This window comes from Pseudogulbenkiania sp. NH8B (genome assembly GCF_000283535.1).
Taxonomy (GTDB): Bacteria; Pseudomonadota; Gammaproteobacteria; order Burkholderiales; family Chromobacteriaceae; genus Pseudogulbenkiania; species Pseudogulbenkiania ferrooxidans.
Genome location: NC_016002.1, coordinates 217585 through 233906, shown reverse-complemented (window position 1 = coordinate 233906; position 16322 = coordinate 217585). Strand labels below are relative to the sequence as shown.

13 protein-coding genes are annotated in these 16322 nt (G+C 68.6%); 8 read left to right on the top strand and 5 right to left on the bottom strand.

Going from position 1 to position 16322, the window contains the following annotated elements; all coding sequences use genetic code 11:
• Positions 1-3: 3 nt before the first annotated feature.
• From rng to NH8B_RS00975, 6 genes are all read left to right on the top strand, one after another.
• Positions 4-1500, top strand: coding sequence for a ribonuclease G (gene rng / locus NH8B_RS01000; protein ID WP_008954739.1), 1497 nt, complete (start codon positions 4-6; stop codon positions 1498-1500).
• Positions 1501-1688: 188 nt separating this feature from the next.
• The gene (gene cysE / locus NH8B_RS00995) at positions 1689-2471 is read left to right on the top strand and encodes a serine O-acetyltransferase (RefSeq protein ID WP_014085650.1); all 783 of its coding nucleotides are present in this window, start codon (positions 1689-1691) and stop codon (positions 2469-2471) included.
• A gap of 240 nt (positions 2472-2711) precedes the next feature.
• Positions 2712-3554, top strand: coding sequence for an isopenicillin N synthase family dioxygenase (locus NH8B_RS00990; protein ID WP_014085649.1), 843 nt, complete (start codon positions 2712-2714; stop codon positions 3552-3554).
• A 148-nt stretch (positions 3555-3702) separates the two neighbouring features.
• Entirely contained in the window at positions 3703-5850 is a 2148-nt protein-coding gene (locus NH8B_RS00985) for a UvrD-helicase domain-containing protein (protein WP_014085648.1), read from the top strand.
• A gap of 34 nt (positions 5851-5884) precedes the next feature.
• Complete coding sequence (locus tag NH8B_RS00980; RefSeq protein WP_014085647.1) at positions 5885-7600, top strand: tetratricopeptide repeat-containing response regulator; 1716 nt, start codon at positions 5885-5887, stop codon at positions 7598-7600.
• A gap of 77 nt (positions 7601-7677) precedes the next feature.
• On the top strand, positions 7678-9027 hold the full coding sequence (locus NH8B_RS00975; RefSeq protein ID WP_014085646.1) for a glutamine synthetase family protein: 1350 nt from the start codon (positions 7678-7680) through the stop codon (positions 9025-9027).
• Between the two features lie 62 nt (positions 9028-9089).
• Here the strand turns inward: NH8B_RS00975 and NH8B_RS00970 are convergent, their stop codons facing one another.
• The gene (locus NH8B_RS00970) at positions 9090-9404 is read right to left on the bottom strand and encodes a hypothetical protein (protein ID WP_008954733.1); all 315 of its coding nucleotides are present in this window, start codon (positions 9402-9404) and stop codon (positions 9090-9092) included.
• An 81-nt stretch (positions 9405-9485) separates the two neighbouring features.
• A complete protein-coding gene (locus tag NH8B_RS00965; protein WP_014085645.1) occupies positions 9486-10259 on the bottom strand; it encodes a TlyA family RNA methyltransferase in 774 nt (257 codons plus the stop codon).
• Positions 10260-10474: 215 nt separating this feature from the next.
• On the opposite strand from NH8B_RS00965, the gene NH8B_RS00960 reads away from it, so the two are divergent.
• Both NH8B_RS00960 and NH8B_RS00955 read left to right on the top strand, forming a co-directional pair.
• Positions 10475-11104, top strand: coding sequence for a YceH family protein (locus NH8B_RS00960; RefSeq protein ID WP_014085644.1), 630 nt, complete (start codon positions 10475-10477; stop codon positions 11102-11104).
• Between the two features lie 61 nt (positions 11105-11165).
• Positions 11166-11693: a YfaZ family outer membrane protein gene (locus tag NH8B_RS00955; protein ID WP_014085643.1), complete on the top strand. Its 528-nt coding sequence runs from the start codon at positions 11166-11168 to the stop codon at positions 11691-11693.
• Between the two features lie 292 nt (positions 11694-11985).
• On the opposite strand, the gene NH8B_RS00950 is transcribed toward NH8B_RS00955, so the two are convergent.
• The 3 genes from NH8B_RS00950 to ltaE form a co-directional block, all read right to left on the bottom strand.
• Positions 11986-14016 carry a prolyl oligopeptidase family serine peptidase gene (locus tag NH8B_RS00950; protein ID WP_014085642.1) on the bottom strand — a complete coding sequence of 677 codons (2031 nt, stop codon included), beginning with the start codon at positions 14014-14016 and terminating at the stop codon, positions 11986-11988.
• A gap of 66 nt (positions 14017-14082) precedes the next feature.
• Complete coding sequence (locus NH8B_RS00945; protein WP_041702781.1) at positions 14083-14859, bottom strand: alpha/beta hydrolase; 777 nt, start codon at positions 14857-14859, stop codon at positions 14083-14085.
• A 111-nt stretch (positions 14860-14970) separates the two neighbouring features.
• Positions 14971-15999, bottom strand: a complete 1029-nt coding sequence (ltaE, locus tag NH8B_RS00940; RefSeq protein WP_014085640.1) for a low-specificity L-threonine aldolase — start codon at positions 15997-15999, stop codon at positions 14971-14973.
• Positions 16000-16322 lie beyond the last annotated feature (323 nt).

Below are 16322 nucleotides of genomic sequence, written 5' to 3'. Positions count from 1 at the left end.
CGCATGCTGCATCAATCCATTCCGCTGCCACGCGACCTGCCGCGCCCCAACGAGCAGATCCTGGTCAACATCACGCCGCAGGAAACCCGCGTCGCGGTGCTGGAAGACGCCATCGTGCAGGAATTGCACGTGGAGCGCGCCGCCAGCCGCGGCATCGTCGGCAACATTTATCTCGGCCAGGTCAAGCGCGTGCTGCCCGGCATGCAGAGCGCCTTCATCGAGATCGGCCTGGAGCGCGCCGCCTTCCTGCACATCGCCGACGTGCTGGAACAGCGCCAGCATCCTTCCGAGCCGCAGCGCATCGAGAAGATGCTGTTCGAGGGCCAGACCGTGCTGGTCCAGGTGATCAAGGACCCGATCGGCACCAAGGGCGCGCGCCTGTCGACGCAGATCTCGCTGGCCGGGCGCTTCCTGGTGCACCTGCCGCAGGAAGAACACATCGGCATCTCGCAGAAGATCGAGAACGAGGAGGACCGCCTGAGCCTCAAGGCGCGACTGGAGAAGCTGCTGCCCGACGGCACGCCCAAGGGCTACATCATCCGCACCAGCGCCGAGACCGCCAGCGACCAGGAACTCGCCGCCGACATCGGCTACCTCGGCAAGCTGTGGACCGACATTCGCCAGCGCTCGCTCACCGAACCGCCGCAGAGCCTGCTCTACGAAGACCTGCCGCTGGCGGTGCGCGTGCTGCGCGACATGGTGAGCGAATCGACCGAGCACGTCATCGTCGACTCCACCGAGAACTACAGCCGCATGGTGGAGTTCGCCGAGCAGTACGTCACCAACGCGGTGGACAAGATCGCGCGCTACAGCGGCGAGCGCCCGCTGTTCGAGCTGCACGGCATCGAGGCCGAGATCGACCGCGCCCTGGCGCGCCGCGTCAACCTGAAGTTCGGCGGCTACCTGATCATCGACCAGACCGAGGCGATGACCACCATCGACGTCAACACCGGCGGCTTCGTCGGCAACCGCAATTTCGACGAGACCATCTTCAAGACCAACCTCGAGGCCACTCACGCCATCGCGCGCCAATTGCGCCTGCGCAACCTGGGCGGCATCATCATCGTCGATTTCATCGACATGGATAACGAGGAGCACCGCAGCCAGGTGCTGAACGAGCTGGCCAAGGCGATGGCGCGCGACCGCACCCGGGTGACGCTGAACGGCTTCACCAGCCTGGGGCTGGTCGAGATCACCCGCAAGCGCACGCGCGAGAGCCTGGCGCATGTGCTGTGCGAACCGTGCCCGACCTGCCAGGGGCGCGGCGAGATCAAGACGGCGCAGACGGTGTGCTACGAGATCCAGCGCGAGATCGTGCGCGAGGCGCGCCAGTTCGACGCCAAGGGCTTCCGCATCCTGGCCGCGCAGCCGGTGATCGACATGTTCCTCGACGAGGAATCGCAGAGCCTGGCGATGCTGGTGGACTTCATCGGCAAACCGATCTCGCTGTCGGTGGAAACCACCTATCCGCAGGAGCAGTTCGACGTGGTGCTGCTGTGATTCCAAATGCGCCTTAGAAACGATAACGTTGTCGGCCGCGTGGCCGCGGACCGCGTGCGAATCTTAAGATTCGCTCAGCGAGCCCTTGCCGTACTAGCTGTACTGTCTGCGGCCCCGCTTACTTGCCTTCGCGTTCTCGTTCCTAATGCTTTTTGGAATGCCGCCGCAAACACTGTAACGAGACAAGCATGAGCAAAAACTACGACGACCCAATCTGGCTTGCCGTCTTCAAGGAGGCCGAAGCCGCCGCCCAGGCCGAGCCTCTGCTGGCGAGCTTCCTGCACATGACGGTGCTGCGCCACGACACGCTGGAAGACGTGCTGGCCTTCCACCTGTCGAGCAAGCTCTCGAGCCCGGTGATGGACGCGCGCGCCTTGATGGAGCTGTTCCGCGAGGCGCTCGCGGCCGACCCCGTCATCGGCCAGAAGATGCGCGCCGACATCGTGGCCTGCTACGACCGCGACCCGGCCTGCGAGGGCTACTCCATCCCGCTGCTGTACTTCAAGGGCTTTCACGCCATCCAGAGCCAGCGCGTGACGCACTGGCTGTGGCAGCAGGGGCGGCAGACGCTGGCGCTGTTCCTGCAGAACCGCATCTCCGAGGTGACCGGCGCCGACATCCACCCGGCGGCGCGCATCGGCCAGGGCGTGATGCTGGACCACGGCACCGGCGTGGTGGTGGGCGAAACCGCGGTGATCGGCGACAACGTCTCGATCCTGCACGGCGTGACGCTGGGCGGCTCCGGCAAGGAGCGCGGCGACCGCCATCCCAAGATCGGCGACGGCGTGCTGATCGGCACCGGCGCGGCGATCCTCGGCAACATCCACGTCGGCGAATGCGCCAAGGTCGGCGCCGGCAGCGTGGTGTTGGACGACGTGCCGCCGCACAGCACCGTGGCCGGGGTGCCGGCCAAGGTGGTGGGCTCGCCCGGACCGGGCACGCCGGGGCTGGACATGGACCAGCGGGTGTAAGCTGCCATGCCACGGGCGGTGCAGGCGCCGCGCGAGATTGTTGACAAACCCCTTTTGCGAAGCGGAAGGGGTTTGTCGTGTAAATAAGGAAGGCTGCGGATTCAATAGCTTGTCAGGAGCGGCCCGGCTTTGCCGGGTCCGGTAGAATGGACAGGGTACTTTGTCAGCAGCCTGGGGCGGTGCCAGCGCCGCCCATGCTCCCTTGCTGCAACCTGACTTGATGCCCCATAGGAGCATGAGATGAACGTCCAGCAAGTCGACTACCGCGCCGCCGATGCCGCCGAACGCTTCGCCCGCTCGCTGCACGAGACCGGCTTCGCCGTGCTCAGCCATCACCCGATCCCGGAGGCGCTGGTGACGGACCTGTACCGGCGCTGGCTGGCCTTTTTCGACGGCGACGCCAAGCACGCCTACGCCTTCTCGCCCGAGACCCAGGACGGCTGGTTCTCCACCGCGGTATCCGAGACCGCCAAGGGCCACACCCAGAAGGACCTCAAGGAGTACTACCACGTCTACCCCTGGGGCCGCATTCCGCCCGAGCTGCACGACGACACCCTGCGCTACTACGCCGTGGCCAGCGCGCTCGCGGCCGAACTGCTGGGCTGGGTGGAGCGCCACACCCCGCCCGACATCGCCGCGCACTACAGCCAGCCGCTGTCGACCATGATCGCCAACAGCCGCGGCACGCTGCTGCGCGTGCTGCGCTACCCACCGCTGAGCGGCGACGAGCCGGCCGGCGCCCTGCGCGCCGCCGCGCACGGCGACATCAACCTGCTGACCATCCTGCCCGCCGCCAGCGAGCCGGGGCTGCAGGTGCAAGGACGCGACGGCCAGTGGCAGGACGTGCCGTGCGACTTCGGCACGCTGGTGATCAACACCGGCGACATGTTGGCCGAAGCCTCGCGCGGCTACTACCCGTCCACGCTGCACCGCGTGGTCAACCCGGTGGGCGAAGCCGCCGCCAGGAGCCGCGTCGCGCTGCCCCTGTTCCTGCACCCGCGCGACGAGGTGGTGCTGTCGGAGCGCTACAGCGCCGGCCGCTATCTGGCCGAGCGGCTGCGCGAGCTGGGGGTGAAGGGCTAGGGCGTCACACTGCCCCAAGGTTGGCCGAAGCCCGCTTCGGCCAACCTTTCTTGTCCGCAACGGCCGCCGTCACACGCCGCTTCGATCCGTCCGTACGGGCGGCGGCGCGCTGGGGTAAAATCGGCGTTTTGACGATTGCTGCCCCGCCATGTCCGATCTGCTCTCCGGCCTCAACCCCGAACAACTCTCCGCCGTCACCTGGCCCGCCAAGAGCGCGCTGGTGCTGGCCGGCGCCGGCAGCGGCAAGACGCGGGTGCTGACCACGCGCATCGCCTGGCTGATCCAGACCGGCCAGGTCAGCCCGGCCGGCATCCTCGCCGTGACCTTCACCAACAAGGCGGCACGCGAGATGCAGACGCGGCTCGGCGCGATGATCCCGGTCAACGTCAAGACCATGTGGATCGGCACCTTCCACGGCCTATGCAACCGCTTCCTGCGCGCGCACTACCGCGACGCCGGGCTGCCCAGCACCTTCCAGATCCTCGACTCGGCCGACCAGCAGGCGGCGATCAAGCGCCTGCTGAAGAGCCTCGACGTCTCGGACGAAAAATTCCCGCCGCGCGCGGTGCAGAACTTCATCAACGGCAACAAGGAATCCGGCGTGCGTGCCGACGCACTGTCGGCGCACGACGCCTACACCAAGAAGCTGATCGAGCTCTACGCCGCCTACGACGCGCAGTGCCAGCGCGAAGGCGTGGTGGATTTCGCCGAGCTGCTGCTGCGCAGCTACGAGGTGCTGTCGCGCAACGCCGCGCTGGCCGAGCACTACAAGAGCCGCTTCCGCTTCATCCTGGTGGACGAATTCCAGGACACCAACCGCCTGCAGTACGCCTGGCTCAAGCTCTTGGCCGGGCGCGACAACGCGCTGTTCGCGGTGGGCGACGACGACCAGAGCATCTACGCCTTCCGCGGCGCCGAGGTCGGCAACATGCGCTCGCTGCTGGTCGACTTCGGCATCGACGGCCCGGTGCGGCTGGAGCAGAACTACCGCTCGGCCGGCAACATCCTGACCGCCGCCAACGCGCTGATCGAAAAGAACGACGGCCGGCTCGGCAAGAACCTGTGGACCGAGGCCGGCGAGGGTGAACCGATCCGCCTCTACGACGCCTATTCCGATGGCGACGAGGCCGAGTTCATCTGCGACGAGGTCAAGGCGCTCCAGCGCGACGGCTGGAACCTCTCCGACATCGCCGTGCTGTACCGTTCCAACGCCCAGAGCCGCGCGCTCGAGCACGCCCTGGTCAACGCCAAGCTGCCGTACCGCGTGTACGGCGGGCTGCGCTTCTTCGAGCGCCAGGAGATCAAGCACGCGCTGGCCTACCTGCGCCTGATCGCCAACCCGGACGACGACAACGCGCTGCTGCGCGTCATCAACATCCCGGCGCGCGGCATCGGCGCGCGCACCGTGGAAGGCCTGCAGGCCGCCAGCCGCGAGCAGGGCATCAGCCTGTGGCAGGCCGCCTGCGCCTCCGGCAGCGGCCGCGCCGCCGCCAGTCTGGGCAAGTTCGTACTCTTGATCGACCAGCTGCGCGCGCGCACCTCCACGCTGAACCTGGCCGAGACCGTCAGCCTGCTGCTCGACGATTCCGGCCTCAAGGCGATGTACGAGGCCGACAAGAAGGAGAGCGAGGAGCGCCTCGCCAACCTCGACGAACTGATCAACGCCGCCGCCGGCTTCTTCCCGCAGGACCCGGAGCAGGCGGTGGTGGAATTCCTCAGCGCCGCCAGCCTGGAAGCCGGCGAGCACCAGGCCGAGGCCGGCCAGGACGCGCTGCAGCTGATGACGGTGCACGCCGCCAAGGGGCTGGAATTCGACGCGGTGTTCGTGTCCGGGCTGGAGGAAGGGCTGTTCCCGCACGAGAACAGCTTCAACGATCCCAAGGGGCTGGAGGAGGAGCGGCGCCTGATGTACGTGGCGGTGACGCGCGCGCGCAAACGGCTCTACCTCAGCTCGGCGCAGAGCCGCATGCTGCACGGCCTGAGCCGCTACCCGATCCGCTCGCGCTTCGTCGACGAGGTGCCGGGCCAGCTGCTGCACGTGCTGTCTGCTACAGTGAAACCGTTACCGGTCTCGCATAACACGCGTGCGCCCTGGCTGGACCAGCCGCCGCCGAGCCGCCCTTCGGCCAACCTCAAGGGCTTCGCCATCGGCCAGTCGGTGACGCACGCCAAGTTCGGGCTGGGGGTGGTGATCGACGCCGAAGGCGGCGGCGACGACGTGCGCCTGCACATCAACTTCGCCGAACACGGCCTGAAATGGCTGGACCTGCGTTACGCCAAGCTCAGCGCGGCCTGACGGCCGCCGTGCACCGTTGCCGGAAGATACCCCGATGAGCGATCTCAAGCCGCAGTCCACCTCGTTTCACAGCATCGCCTCGGCGTACAAGGGCGCGCGTCCGGCCGAGCAGCCCATGGCCGACCCCTACGCCAAGCGGCTGTTCCTGATCATCGACAGCGTGCCGGAAATGCAGCGCGCGCTGGCGATGACGCTGTCGTCGTTCGGCGCCGAGAAGGTCGAGTACGCCAGCAAGGCGGGGGACGCGCTGGCCAAGCTCGCCAAGTACGAGTTCGACGTGGTGCTGTGCGACTACGACCTCGGCAACGGCTACGACGGCCTCTACCTGTTCGAAGAGGTCAAGGAACGCAACCTGATCAAGCAGTCGTGCGTGTTCATGATCGTCACCGGCGAGCGCCGCGCCCAGCGCGTGATCTCGGCCGCCGAACAGGCACCCGACGACTACCTGCTCAAGCCCTTCACCGGCGAGGTGCTGGCGCAGCGGCTGGAGCGCGCCATGCGCCGGCGCGAGGCGTTCCGCATCGTCGACGAGGCGGTGATGCGCCACGAATACCTCGCCGCCATCGACGCCTGCAGCCGCAAGATCGGCGAGCGGAGCGAATTCGCGCTCGACTTCATGAAGCTGAAGGGCTCGCTGTCGCTCAAGATCGGCGACTACGACACCGCCCGCGCCCTCTACATGGACGTGCTGCGCATCAAGACCGTGCCGTGGGCCAAGCTCGGACTGGCCAAGGCGCTGACCGGGCAGAAGGCCTACGACGAAGCGCGCCTGCTGTTCGAAGAGGTGCTGCGCGAGAACGATCGGGTGATGGAAGCCTACGACTGGCTCGCCCGGCTGCACCAGACCAACCACGAACTGGACAAGGCGCAGCAGATGCTGGCCAGCGCCACCCGGCTGTCGCCGGTAGTGATCCGGCGCCAGAAACAGCTGGCCGAAGTGGCGCTGAAGAATCACGACCTCGCCACCGCCGAGGCCGCCAGCCGCGAGACGCTCGAAATCGCCAAGTACACCTGGCACCGCCACCCCACCCACTACGCCATGCTGGCGCGCGTCCAGATGGCGCAGGGCGAAAACGGCGCCGCCGCGCGCACCGTCGCCAGCCTGCGCCGCGACTACCGCTACAACGAAGTGGGCGAATGGATGGCGGACGTCTGCGACAGCCAGTTGCAGCTCAAGAGCGGCAACCGCCAGCGCGCCGCCCAGCTGCTGAGCGAGGCGCAGGAGCGCTTCGCCACGCTCGGCGCCGGACTGCCGCCCGAGGCGCAGATGGAGTTCGCCCGCGCCTGCTACGCCCAGGGACGGCAGGACGCCGGCGACGCCGCGATGCAGGCGCTGGTGCGCAACCACCACGACGACGAGGCGCTGCTGGGACAGATAGGCGACCTGTTCGAGGACGTCGGCCGCCGCGACGCCGGCCACCAGCTCATCGCCAGCAACGTGCAGTCGGTGATTGAACTCAACAACGAGGCGGTGCGCGCCGCCCAGGCCGGCCAGTTCGAGCAGGCCATCGAGCGCTTCGCCAAGGCGCACGAGGACATGCCGGGCAACCTGCAGGTGATGCTCAACCTGGTCAACGCCACGCTGGCCTATGTGCACCGCAACGGCTGGCACGAGAGCCACATGCGCCGCGCCCACGAGCTGCTGAAGAAGGTGCGCGAGCTGGCCCCAGCCAACAACAAGTTCCAGAAGCTGCTGCAGGCCTGGCGCATCCTGGTGGAGAAGCTCGGCAAGCCGCAGTGGGTGCTGTGACCCCGGTGCGCGCCGCCCGCTAGCGGCGCGACGCGGTGGCGACGGAAACCCGGCCACCGCCCCACAAGGGACGAATCATGTCCGCTACCGCCCTGCCGGCCGCCCAGGCCGAATGGCTGCGCGCCGAAGGCGTGTGCGAGGTCGAACTGGTGTTCGCCGACCTCACCGGCTTCCCGCGCGGCAAGACCCTCCCCGCCCTTGCCTTCGCCCACGGCCAGGAAGTCCGCATTCCCCGCGCCGTGGCGGTGCAGGCCTGCACCGGCGCCTATCCCGACTACCGCTTCTACGGCGAGCAGGACCCGGACGTCGCGCTGCGCCCGGATCTGACCACGCTGTGTCGCGCCCCCTGGAGCGACACAGCGCGCGCCGTGGTGATCTGCGACAACGTCGACCACGGCGGCAGCTTGTCGCCGCTGGCGCCGCGCAGCGCGCTGCAGCGCGTGCTGGCCGACTACACCGCGCGCGGCCTCAGCCCGGTGGTGGCGCCGGAACTGGAGTTCTACCTGTTCGCCGCACACGACGGCGACGCCGCCCCGTTCCAGTCGCCGGCGCTGCGCGGCGGACGGCACGAGGCCGGCGGCGACGCCTTCAGCCTGTCGGCGCGCAACGACCTCGCGCCGTTCTTCGACGAGGTCTACCGCGGCTGCGAGCGGCTCGGCATCGCCAGCGATACCTTCCTGCACGAGATGGGACCGAGCCAGTTCGAGATCAACCTGCGCCACGGCGACGCGCTGCGCCTGGCCGACCAGATGTTCTTGTTCAAGTACCTGCTGAAGGAAACCGCGCACCGCCACGGCCTGTCGGCGGTGTGCATGGCCAAGCCGCTGGCAGGCGAGCCGGGCAGCTCGATGCATCTGCACCAGAGCCTGGTCGACAAGCACGGCCATAACCTGTTCGGTCGCGCCGACGGCGGCAACAGCGCGCTGTTGCTGCACTTCATCGCCGGCCTGCAGCGTTACCTGCCGGTGCTGCTGCCGCTGTTCTGCCCCAACCCCAACTCCTACCGCCGTTTCGTCAAGGGCCTGGCGGCCCCGGTCAACCTGGCCTGGGGCGAGGACAACCGCTCGGTCGGACTGCGCGTGCCGCGCTGCGGCGCGGAGGCGCGCCGGGTCGAGAACCGCCTGCCCGGCGCCGACGCCAACCCCTACCTGGCGCTGGCGACGAGCCTGGGCGCCGGGCTGGCGGGCATCGCCGAGCACCTGGCGCCGGATCCGCCGGTGAGCGGCAACGTGTTCCGGCAGGGCGACACCAGCCTGCCCGCCACGCTGGACGCCGCGCTCGCCGCCATGCGCGCCTCGCCCTGCGCGGAGCGGCTGTTCGGCAGCGACTTCGTGCAGGCCTACCTGGCGGTGAAGGAGCTGGAACTGCTCGACTTCCAGCACCAGATAACGCCGTGGGAGCGGCGCCACCTCGGGCTCTTGGCCTGAAGCGGCGCCCCCAGCAAAACAGCCCCGGCATGCCGGGGCTGTTTGGTTTTCGCGTAACGGGCTCAGCTGCGCGACAGGCGCAGCCTTTCGGCCAGGCGCTCCATCGCCTCGTCGCGGCTGAGCGGCGGCGTGGCGCGCTGCTGCTCGGCCAACACCCAGGTTTCCAGGCGGCTGCGGTCGCCGTGCGCGGCACGCAGCAGGATGCCGTAGTCGCGCCCGGTCATCTGCGACGGCACGTCGATGGCGCGGGTCTGGGTGTGGCGCGCGTAGGACGGCTCATCGGCCGGCACGCGCCGCGCCGGCGGACGACGGGAACGGACCACCCAGGCGACCAGGGCCAGCATCACGACCGCCATAATCGACAGAAATTCGGCCATCAGTCGGCGTCTCCTTTCGAACAATCGTTTGCCATTATGCCATAAGCTTAAACCGGGCGCGAATCAGCGCCGCCACGGGGCTCAGCGCACGGGGTGGAGCGGCCGGCGCGCGAAGATGAAGAACTCGCGGTTGCCGTCGCCGCCCTTGATCGGGCTGTCGAACCACTTCAGCACTTCGAAGCCGAGCTGCTCGACCAGCGTGGTGATGGTCTGGCGCACCCCATCGTACAACCCTTCGTCCTTGACGATGCCGCCGCGGCCGATGCCGGAGCGCCCTACTTCGAACTGCGGCTTGACCAGCGACAGCAGGTAGCCGCCGGGGCCGATCAGGGGCAGCGCCGAGGGCAGCACCAGGGTCAGCGAGATGAACGACACGTCGCACACCATCAGCTCGAACGGCACCCCCTGGTTGGCCGCCAACAGCGCGGCGTGGTCCAGTGCGCGGGCGTTGACGCCCTCGAAGAAGGTGACGCGCGGGTCTTCGGCCAACCTGGCGGCGAGCTGGCCGTGCCCCACGTCCACCCCCACCACGCGGCTCGCCCCGGACTGCAACAGGCAGTCGGTGAAGCCGCCGGTGGACTGGCCGACGTCGAGCGCGCTCATGCCGCTCACGTCGAGCCCGGCCGCCGCCAGCGCGCCCTGCATCTTGAGCCCGCCGCGCGAGACGAAACGGTCGGCCTCGTCCGGCGTCACCAGTAGGCGCGCCGTGGGCGCGAGCTTCAGGCTTGGCTTGGCAACGACGACGCAGCGTCCGTCGTCGTCGACGCTCACCCGCCCGGCCGCGATCAGGTTCTGGGCAGCGGTGCGCGAGGCAGCAAGGCCCTGTTCCACCAGGAGAAGGTCGGCTCGAATCATGATGTGCTTATGGACGCTGAAAAAAAGAGCACAGGGTGGCGTCGCTGCCGCCGGCTGTCAAGCCGCCGGATTCCGACCGATGTTGCTCCCCGCGACGTTGCGCTTCCTTGCGCCCGCTCAAACAAATCGCCTTCCGTTCGCCCGCGCCGAGGGTTGGCTGAGAGACAGCTTGGTGCGATCATCCTTGGCATAAACGACAACAAAGGAGCACCGCCATGGACACTCACCAACTCGAGCCGGCAGAAGTGCGCGTGCTGGGCGCGCTGATCGAAAAGCAGGCGCTCACCCCGGACGCCTACCCGATGACGCTCAACGGACTGTTGACCGCCTGCAACCAGCTGACCAGCCGCGAACCGGTGATGCAGTTGTCCGAGGCCGAATTGAGCCAGGCGCTGGCCAGCCTGATGGAGCAGAAGCTGGTCGGGGAGCGGCTGCCGGCCGGCAGCCGCGTCGCCAAGTACGAGCACCGCCTGCCCTACGCCTGGAACATCGACGGCGCCCGCGTGGCGGCGCTGTGCGTGCTGCTGCTGCGCGGCCCGCAGACCGCGGCCGAGATCCGCAGCAAGGCCGGCCGCATCTACGCCTTCTCCGGCGTCGACGAAGTCGACACCGCGCTGGCGACGCTGGCCGACAAGTACCCGCCGCTGGTGGTCAAGCTGGAACGCCAGCCAGGCGAGCGCGAGGCGCGCTGGGCGCACCTGTTGAGCGGCGAGCCGGAACTCGTCCCGGCCGGGACCGCAGCGCCGATCGAGGTCGGCCTGACCGGCCGTGTCGCGGCACTGGAAGCCGAAGTGGCGGCGCTGAAAACGCGGCTGTCCGAACTGCTGGATTTGCTCGGCGGTTGAACCCGGGGGAGCGAGCGTGGTCTACTCCCTTCCCCGCAGCAACTTCCCTTTCGGAGAGCACATGAAAAAGACCACCCTCCTCCTTGGCCTCGTGGCCATCAGCGGGCTGGCACAGGCCGGCAACCTGTCGCTCGGCGCCGGCGACGACTTCGTGACGCTGTCGCGCACCCCGAACGGCCTCGGCCTCGGCTTCACCGCCGACTACCTGAACAACAAGCACGGCGACGACAGCGCCAGCGTCGGCCTGGAGTTCGCCGTTCCGGCCGGCCCGCTGACCGTCGCCGCCGGCGCCAAGGCGATCTACGTCGATGCCGACGGCTACGGCTCCGCCGCGGCACTCGGCGGCCGCGCCGCGCTCGACCTGGGTTCCAACTTCAGCCTGTTCGGCCAGGGCTATTTCGCCCCGTCCGGCGCCTCCAGCGGCAGCATCCGCGAGGTCAACGACGTCAACGCCGGCCTGCGCTGGAACCCGGTGCCGCTGTTCACCGTGGAAACCGGCTACCGCTACTTCGACGTCAAGCGCGAAGACGCGCAGCGCAACCGCAAGCTGGCGGATGGTCCTTACGTCGGCGTCGGCCTGCAGTTCTGAGCGCAGACCACCCCGTCAGCATGAAAAACGCCCCGGCTTGCCGGGGCGTTTTGCTTGGTGGTCCTTATCCCTTTCGAGCTCCCAGAACCGGCCTATGATCGGCCACGAGACGCTACAGCAAGAGCACGGACGAGCTCTCGGAGTTTGTGAAAGAAATCATCCCACAGGGATGCTCTGCGGTCATCGCCCAGCTCCTGGACGATTCGACCGCCACGAGCTGGCATGACGCCGCCGTACAAAGGGCACGGCGAGCATCGCAGGGTCGGGATCAGGGCGCGCAGCAGGTTTATCCTCAATCCATTAGCTGGCGGTACAGGTACACCAGCACGCGCGCCAGTTCGGCCGCGGTCTGCTGCTGACCGGTGTTGCCGCTGTGGCCGCCGGCGTCGGTCTCGATGAACAGCGCGTCGTGGCCGTGTTCGGCCAACCTGGCCACCATCTTGCGCGCGTGCGCCGGGTGCACACGGTCGTCCTTGGCGCTGGTGGTGAATAGCGCCAGCGGGTAGCGCGCCTCGGGGCTCACCTGGTGGTAGGGCGAGTAGGCGGCGAGCTGCGCGCGCGTTTCCGGATCTTCCGGGTCGCCGTATTCGTCGATCCAGCTGGCGCCGGCCAACAACTCGGTGTAGCGCAGCATGTCGAGCAGCGGCACTTCGCACACCACGGCGTGGAACAGCTCGGGACGGCGCACCATGCAGGCGCCGACCAGGAGGCCGCCGTTGCTGCCGCCCTCGATGCCGAGCCGGCGCGGGCAGGTGACGCCGCGCGCGATCAGGTCTTCCGCCACCGCGGCGAAGTCGTCGAAGCTGACCGCGCGCTTCACGCCCTGCGCCGCCTGGTGCCAGGCCGGGCCGAACTCGCCGCCGCCGCGGATGTTGGCCACCGCGAACACGCCGCCCTTCTCCAGCCACTGCGGGCCGAAGTTGTCCATGTAGTACGGCATCATCGGCACTTCGAAGCCGCCGTAGCCGTACAGCAGCGTCGGCGCTTGGCCGTCGAACGGCAGGTTGCGCAGGCGCACCACGAAGTAGGGAATGGCGGTGCCGTCGGGCGCGGCGGCGTGCCACTGCTCGGCGACGAAGGCGCTGGCGTCGAACGCTGCCGGCTGCTGGCGCAGCACCTCGGGTGCCGTATCGCCGCCGAGGTCGATGCGGTACAGCCCGGCCGGGGTGAGGAAGTCGCTGTAGCTGTAGTAGAGCACGTCGCTCTGCCACGGCTGGTCGGCGAACTCGATCACGCCGTCCTGCGGCAGCGGGTTGGCGCATTGCTGCCACTCGCCGCCGGCGCGGCGCAGCGTGACGAGCCGGCTCTTGACGTTGTCGAGGACGATCACCGCGAGCAGGTTGAGCGTGGCCTCGACCATTTCCACCGACTGGCGCTCGCCCGGCTCGAACAGGGCGGCGATGCGCCCCACTTGCCCGGTCGCCGCGTCGCAGGCCACCGCCAGCAGGCTGCCGGCGGCGTACTGCTGCCCGTGCACGTTCCAGTCGTCGGCCAGCTTGACGATCAGGTCGCCGTGGCTATAGGCCTCGATCTCGCTTTTCGGCGGCAAGGGCAAGGCGGTCAGCGTGCGGTCGGCGGCGACATGGTAGTAGGTCTTGCTGTAGAACGAGTCGGAGGCCTCGACGATGTCGAACGGCGTCGCATCCGCGTCGAGGAAGCGCCAGGCGGCCGCCATCATGGCGTCTTCGGGCAGCTTGAGCAGCGGCACGGCGGCGTCCCAGCCCTGGCCGCGCTCGAGCAGCCACACCTCGCGCGGGTAGCCGGCGCGGCTCAGCTGCTCGTCTTCCCAGGCCGGGCAGACGAACACGCTGTCGAGGTCGCGCCAGGCGATGTGGTTCTTGCCGTAGGGGAAGGCGAAGCCGCCGGCGACGAAGGCCTGCGCCTCGAGGTCGTACTCGCGCGTCACGGTGGCGTCGGAGCCGCCCGGGGTCAGGCTCAGCAGCACGCGCGTCGGTTGCAGCGTGTAGTGCGACACGCCGTCGAGATACCAGTCGACCTCCTCCGCCGCAGCCAGCGCGTCGAGGTCGAGCACGGTGTGCCAGTCCTGTGCGTTGGCACGGTAGGCGGCCAGCGTGGTGCGGCGGTAGACGCCGCGCGGGTGGGCTTCGTCCTGGTGGAAGTTGTAGAGCCAGCCGGCGTGCTCGGCGAAGAACGGAATCTGGCGCGTGTCGCGCAGGGTGGCGAGGATGTCGGCGGCGAGCGGGACAAAGCGCGGGTCGGCGTCGAGCTGCGCGCGGGTGCGTTCGTTCTGCGCCTCCACCCAGCGGGTGACGTCGGGGCTGTCGAGGCTTTCCAGCCAGCGGTGGGGATCGTGGTCGGGCATGTCGGGTTGGCCGAAGGTTGCAATGGGGCCGAGGGTAGCACCCCGCGCCCTTGCCGCCAAATGCCGCTACCGGGCCAGATGCCCCTTGATCCAGGCGCCGGCCCGGGACACCACTTGGTCCTCGATGCCGTTGTAACCGTGCCAGGCCCAGGGCTGGCACGGGTCGCCACGGTTATTGCCGCCGTCCACCACGATCAGTTCCTTGGCCTGGGCCGCCGTCAGCTTGTCCACCACCGGCTGCAGGTTGTCCAGCCGGCTTTCCTGGCACTCGTCGCGCTGGTGCTGGACCAGCAAGACCGGCTGGGTCACCCGCTGCAAATTGAAATCCGCCAGATTGCCGCGGCCATGGTCGATGCTGGAGGTCAGTACCAGGCCGTCCACCTTGTCCCGTTGCTTGATCGCGACCGAGGCGGCCGAGGTGGTGCCGCGACTGGTGCCGACCAGCCAGACCGGCACGTCGGCCTGCCGACGCAGGAAGTCGATCACGGCCGCCATATCCTGGGCGTGCGCCGGCGTGCCGCGGAAATCCCCCGCCAGGCCCTCCGCGGCATGATCGGACGGGGCATCCACCACCGCCACCGTGAAGCCCTGCGCCGCCCAGCGGGCACGGGTGCGCACCAGGAAGTTGCCGGCGCCGCTGCCGAGCCGGCCATCGTCGGACAGCTTGAGATTGCCATCGCCCCCGGTGAACAGAATCAGGCTGGCCAGCGGCGGTCCTTCCGGCTTGAGCAGCAGGAAACGCTGGGCGACCCCGTCACGGGGCGAAACGCTTTCCAAGGTCTCGGCCGCAGCGGCCAGCGAGACGCTCGCCATCAGAACAAGACCGACAAGAACAGGGCGCATGGCACACTCCGGAATAAGGTTCGGGCAGGCGGCAAAGCGGCCTTGCCGAGGATGTATAGCGGCGCTGGCTCCTCGCCAGCGCCTCCCGGCCGGCGAGGAGCGGCGGAACACTCAGCCCACCAGGGCCTGCTGCAGCGCCGCCAGCACGCGCTCGACCTCGGCGCGGCCGACCTGCCAGTGCGTCACGATGCGCATCATGCCGGCCTCGGGCGGGTTGGCCTTGATGCCGGCCTCGGTGAGCGTCGCCATCAGGCGCGCCACGTCGACCGAGTCGGCCAGGCGGAACCACACCATGTTGATCTCGACGCTGGCGAGGTCGACCGTCACCCCCGGCAGCGTTGCCAGCCGCTCGGCCAGGTAGCGCGCGTTGGCGTGGTCTTCGGCCAACCTCTGGCTCATCTCGGTGAGCGCGATCAGCCCCGGCGCCGCCAGCACGCCGGCCTGGCGCCAGCCGCCGCCCATCAGCTTGCGGTTCTTCCGTGCACGGGCGATGAACCCGGCGGGACCGGCCAGGATCGAGCCCACGGGTGCCGCCAACCCCTTGGACAGGCACACCATCACGGTGTCGGCGTGGCGCGTGATGTCGCGCACGTCGCATTGGAGATAGGTCGCCGCGTTGAACGCGCGCGCGCCGTCCAGGTGCACCGGCACGCCGTGCGCAGCGGCCACTTCGGCCACCGCCTGCATCGCCGCGAGCGGAATCACCCGGCCGTTGCTGTGGGCGTTCTCCAGGCAGATCAGCCCGGTGTGCGGATGGTGGATGTCGTCGCCGACACGGATGCGCTTCGCCACCTCGGCGGCGCTGAGCACCCCATCCGGGCTGGCGATGGTGCGCAACTGCACCCCGGCGATCACCGCCGCCCCGCCGGTCTCGTGCCAGACGATGTGGCAGTCGTCGCCCAGGATCACCTCGTCGCCGCGCCGACAGTGCGTCAACAGCGCCAGCTGGTTGCCGAAGTTGCCGCTGGGCACGAACAGCGCCGCCTCCTTGCCGAGACGTTCGGCCGCCGCGCGTTCCAGTTCCTGCACCGTCGGGTCGTCGCCGTAGACGTCGTCGCCCACCACGGCGTCGAACATCGCCTGGCGCATCGCCGGTGTCGGCTGGGTCACGGTGTCGCTGCGTACATCAATCCACTGCATGGTATCCCCTCTGAGCCGATGCCATGAGACGGCCGCCCCTCGCATCGTGAGGGCGCACAGGATGGGTGAAGGCACCCTTGCTCCATCGGTGCCGGCACCCATCGCCATCGAGCGACGGGTTGCGCGTTGCGCCCCCATCCTAACAGCGTCGACGGCGCACCTCCTGCAGGGGCTCGCTCGCTACTGGAATCGGCTCGTGAAATGACCGACGGCGACTCGTGGCCGCCGTCGAAACGAATTCTCAGTCAGGCTCTTGCCTGATTGTGCCAGCATCGCATGCCGGCTGTCAGAACCGGAAGGTTCTCGCTGCGAGTGCTTGTCGG

What these genes read in the sequence shown, in the direction of transcription:
- rng (WP_008954739.1), top strand. Translation starts at nt 4, where the DNA reads ATGCTGCATCAATCCATTCCGCTGCCACGCGACCTGCCGCGCCCCAAC.
- cysE (WP_014085650.1), top strand. Translation starts at nt 1,689, where the DNA reads ATGAGCAAAAACTACGACGACCCAATCTGGCTTGCCGTCTTCAAGGAG.
- NH8B_RS00990 (WP_014085649.1), top strand. Translation starts at nt 2,712, where the DNA reads ATGAACGTCCAGCAAGTCGACTACCGCGCCGCCGATGCCGCCGAACGC.
- NH8B_RS00985 (WP_014085648.1), top strand. Translation starts at nt 3,703, where the DNA reads ATGTCCGATCTGCTCTCCGGCCTCAACCCCGAACAACTCTCCGCCGTC.
- NH8B_RS00980 (WP_014085647.1), top strand. Translation starts at nt 5,885, where the DNA reads ATGAGCGATCTCAAGCCGCAGTCCACCTCGTTTCACAGCATCGCCTCG.
- NH8B_RS00975 (WP_014085646.1), top strand. Translation starts at nt 7,678, where the DNA reads ATGTCCGCTACCGCCCTGCCGGCCGCCCAGGCCGAATGGCTGCGCGCC.
- NH8B_RS00970 (WP_008954733.1), bottom strand. Translation starts at nt 9,404, where the DNA reads ATGGCCGAATTTCTGTCGATTATGGCGGTCGTGATGCTGGCCCTGGTC.
- NH8B_RS00965 (WP_014085645.1), bottom strand. Translation starts at nt 10,259, where the DNA reads ATGATTCGAGCCGACCTTCTCCTGGTGGAACAGGGCCTTGCTGCCTCG.
- NH8B_RS00960 (WP_014085644.1), top strand. Translation starts at nt 10,475, where the DNA reads ATGGACACTCACCAACTCGAGCCGGCAGAAGTGCGCGTGCTGGGCGCG.
- NH8B_RS00955 (WP_014085643.1), top strand. Translation starts at nt 11,166, where the DNA reads ATGAAAAAGACCACCCTCCTCCTTGGCCTCGTGGCCATCAGCGGGCTG.
- NH8B_RS00950 (WP_014085642.1), bottom strand. Translation starts at nt 14,016, where the DNA reads ATGCCCGACCACGATCCCCACCGCTGGCTGGAAAGCCTCGACAGCCCC.
- NH8B_RS00945 (WP_041702781.1), bottom strand. Translation starts at nt 14,859, where the DNA reads ATGCGCCCTGTTCTTGTCGGTCTTGTTCTGATGGCGAGCGTCTCGCTG.
- ltaE (WP_014085640.1), bottom strand. Translation starts at nt 15,999, where the DNA reads ATGCAGTGGATTGATGTACGCAGCGACACCGTGACCCAGCCGACACCG.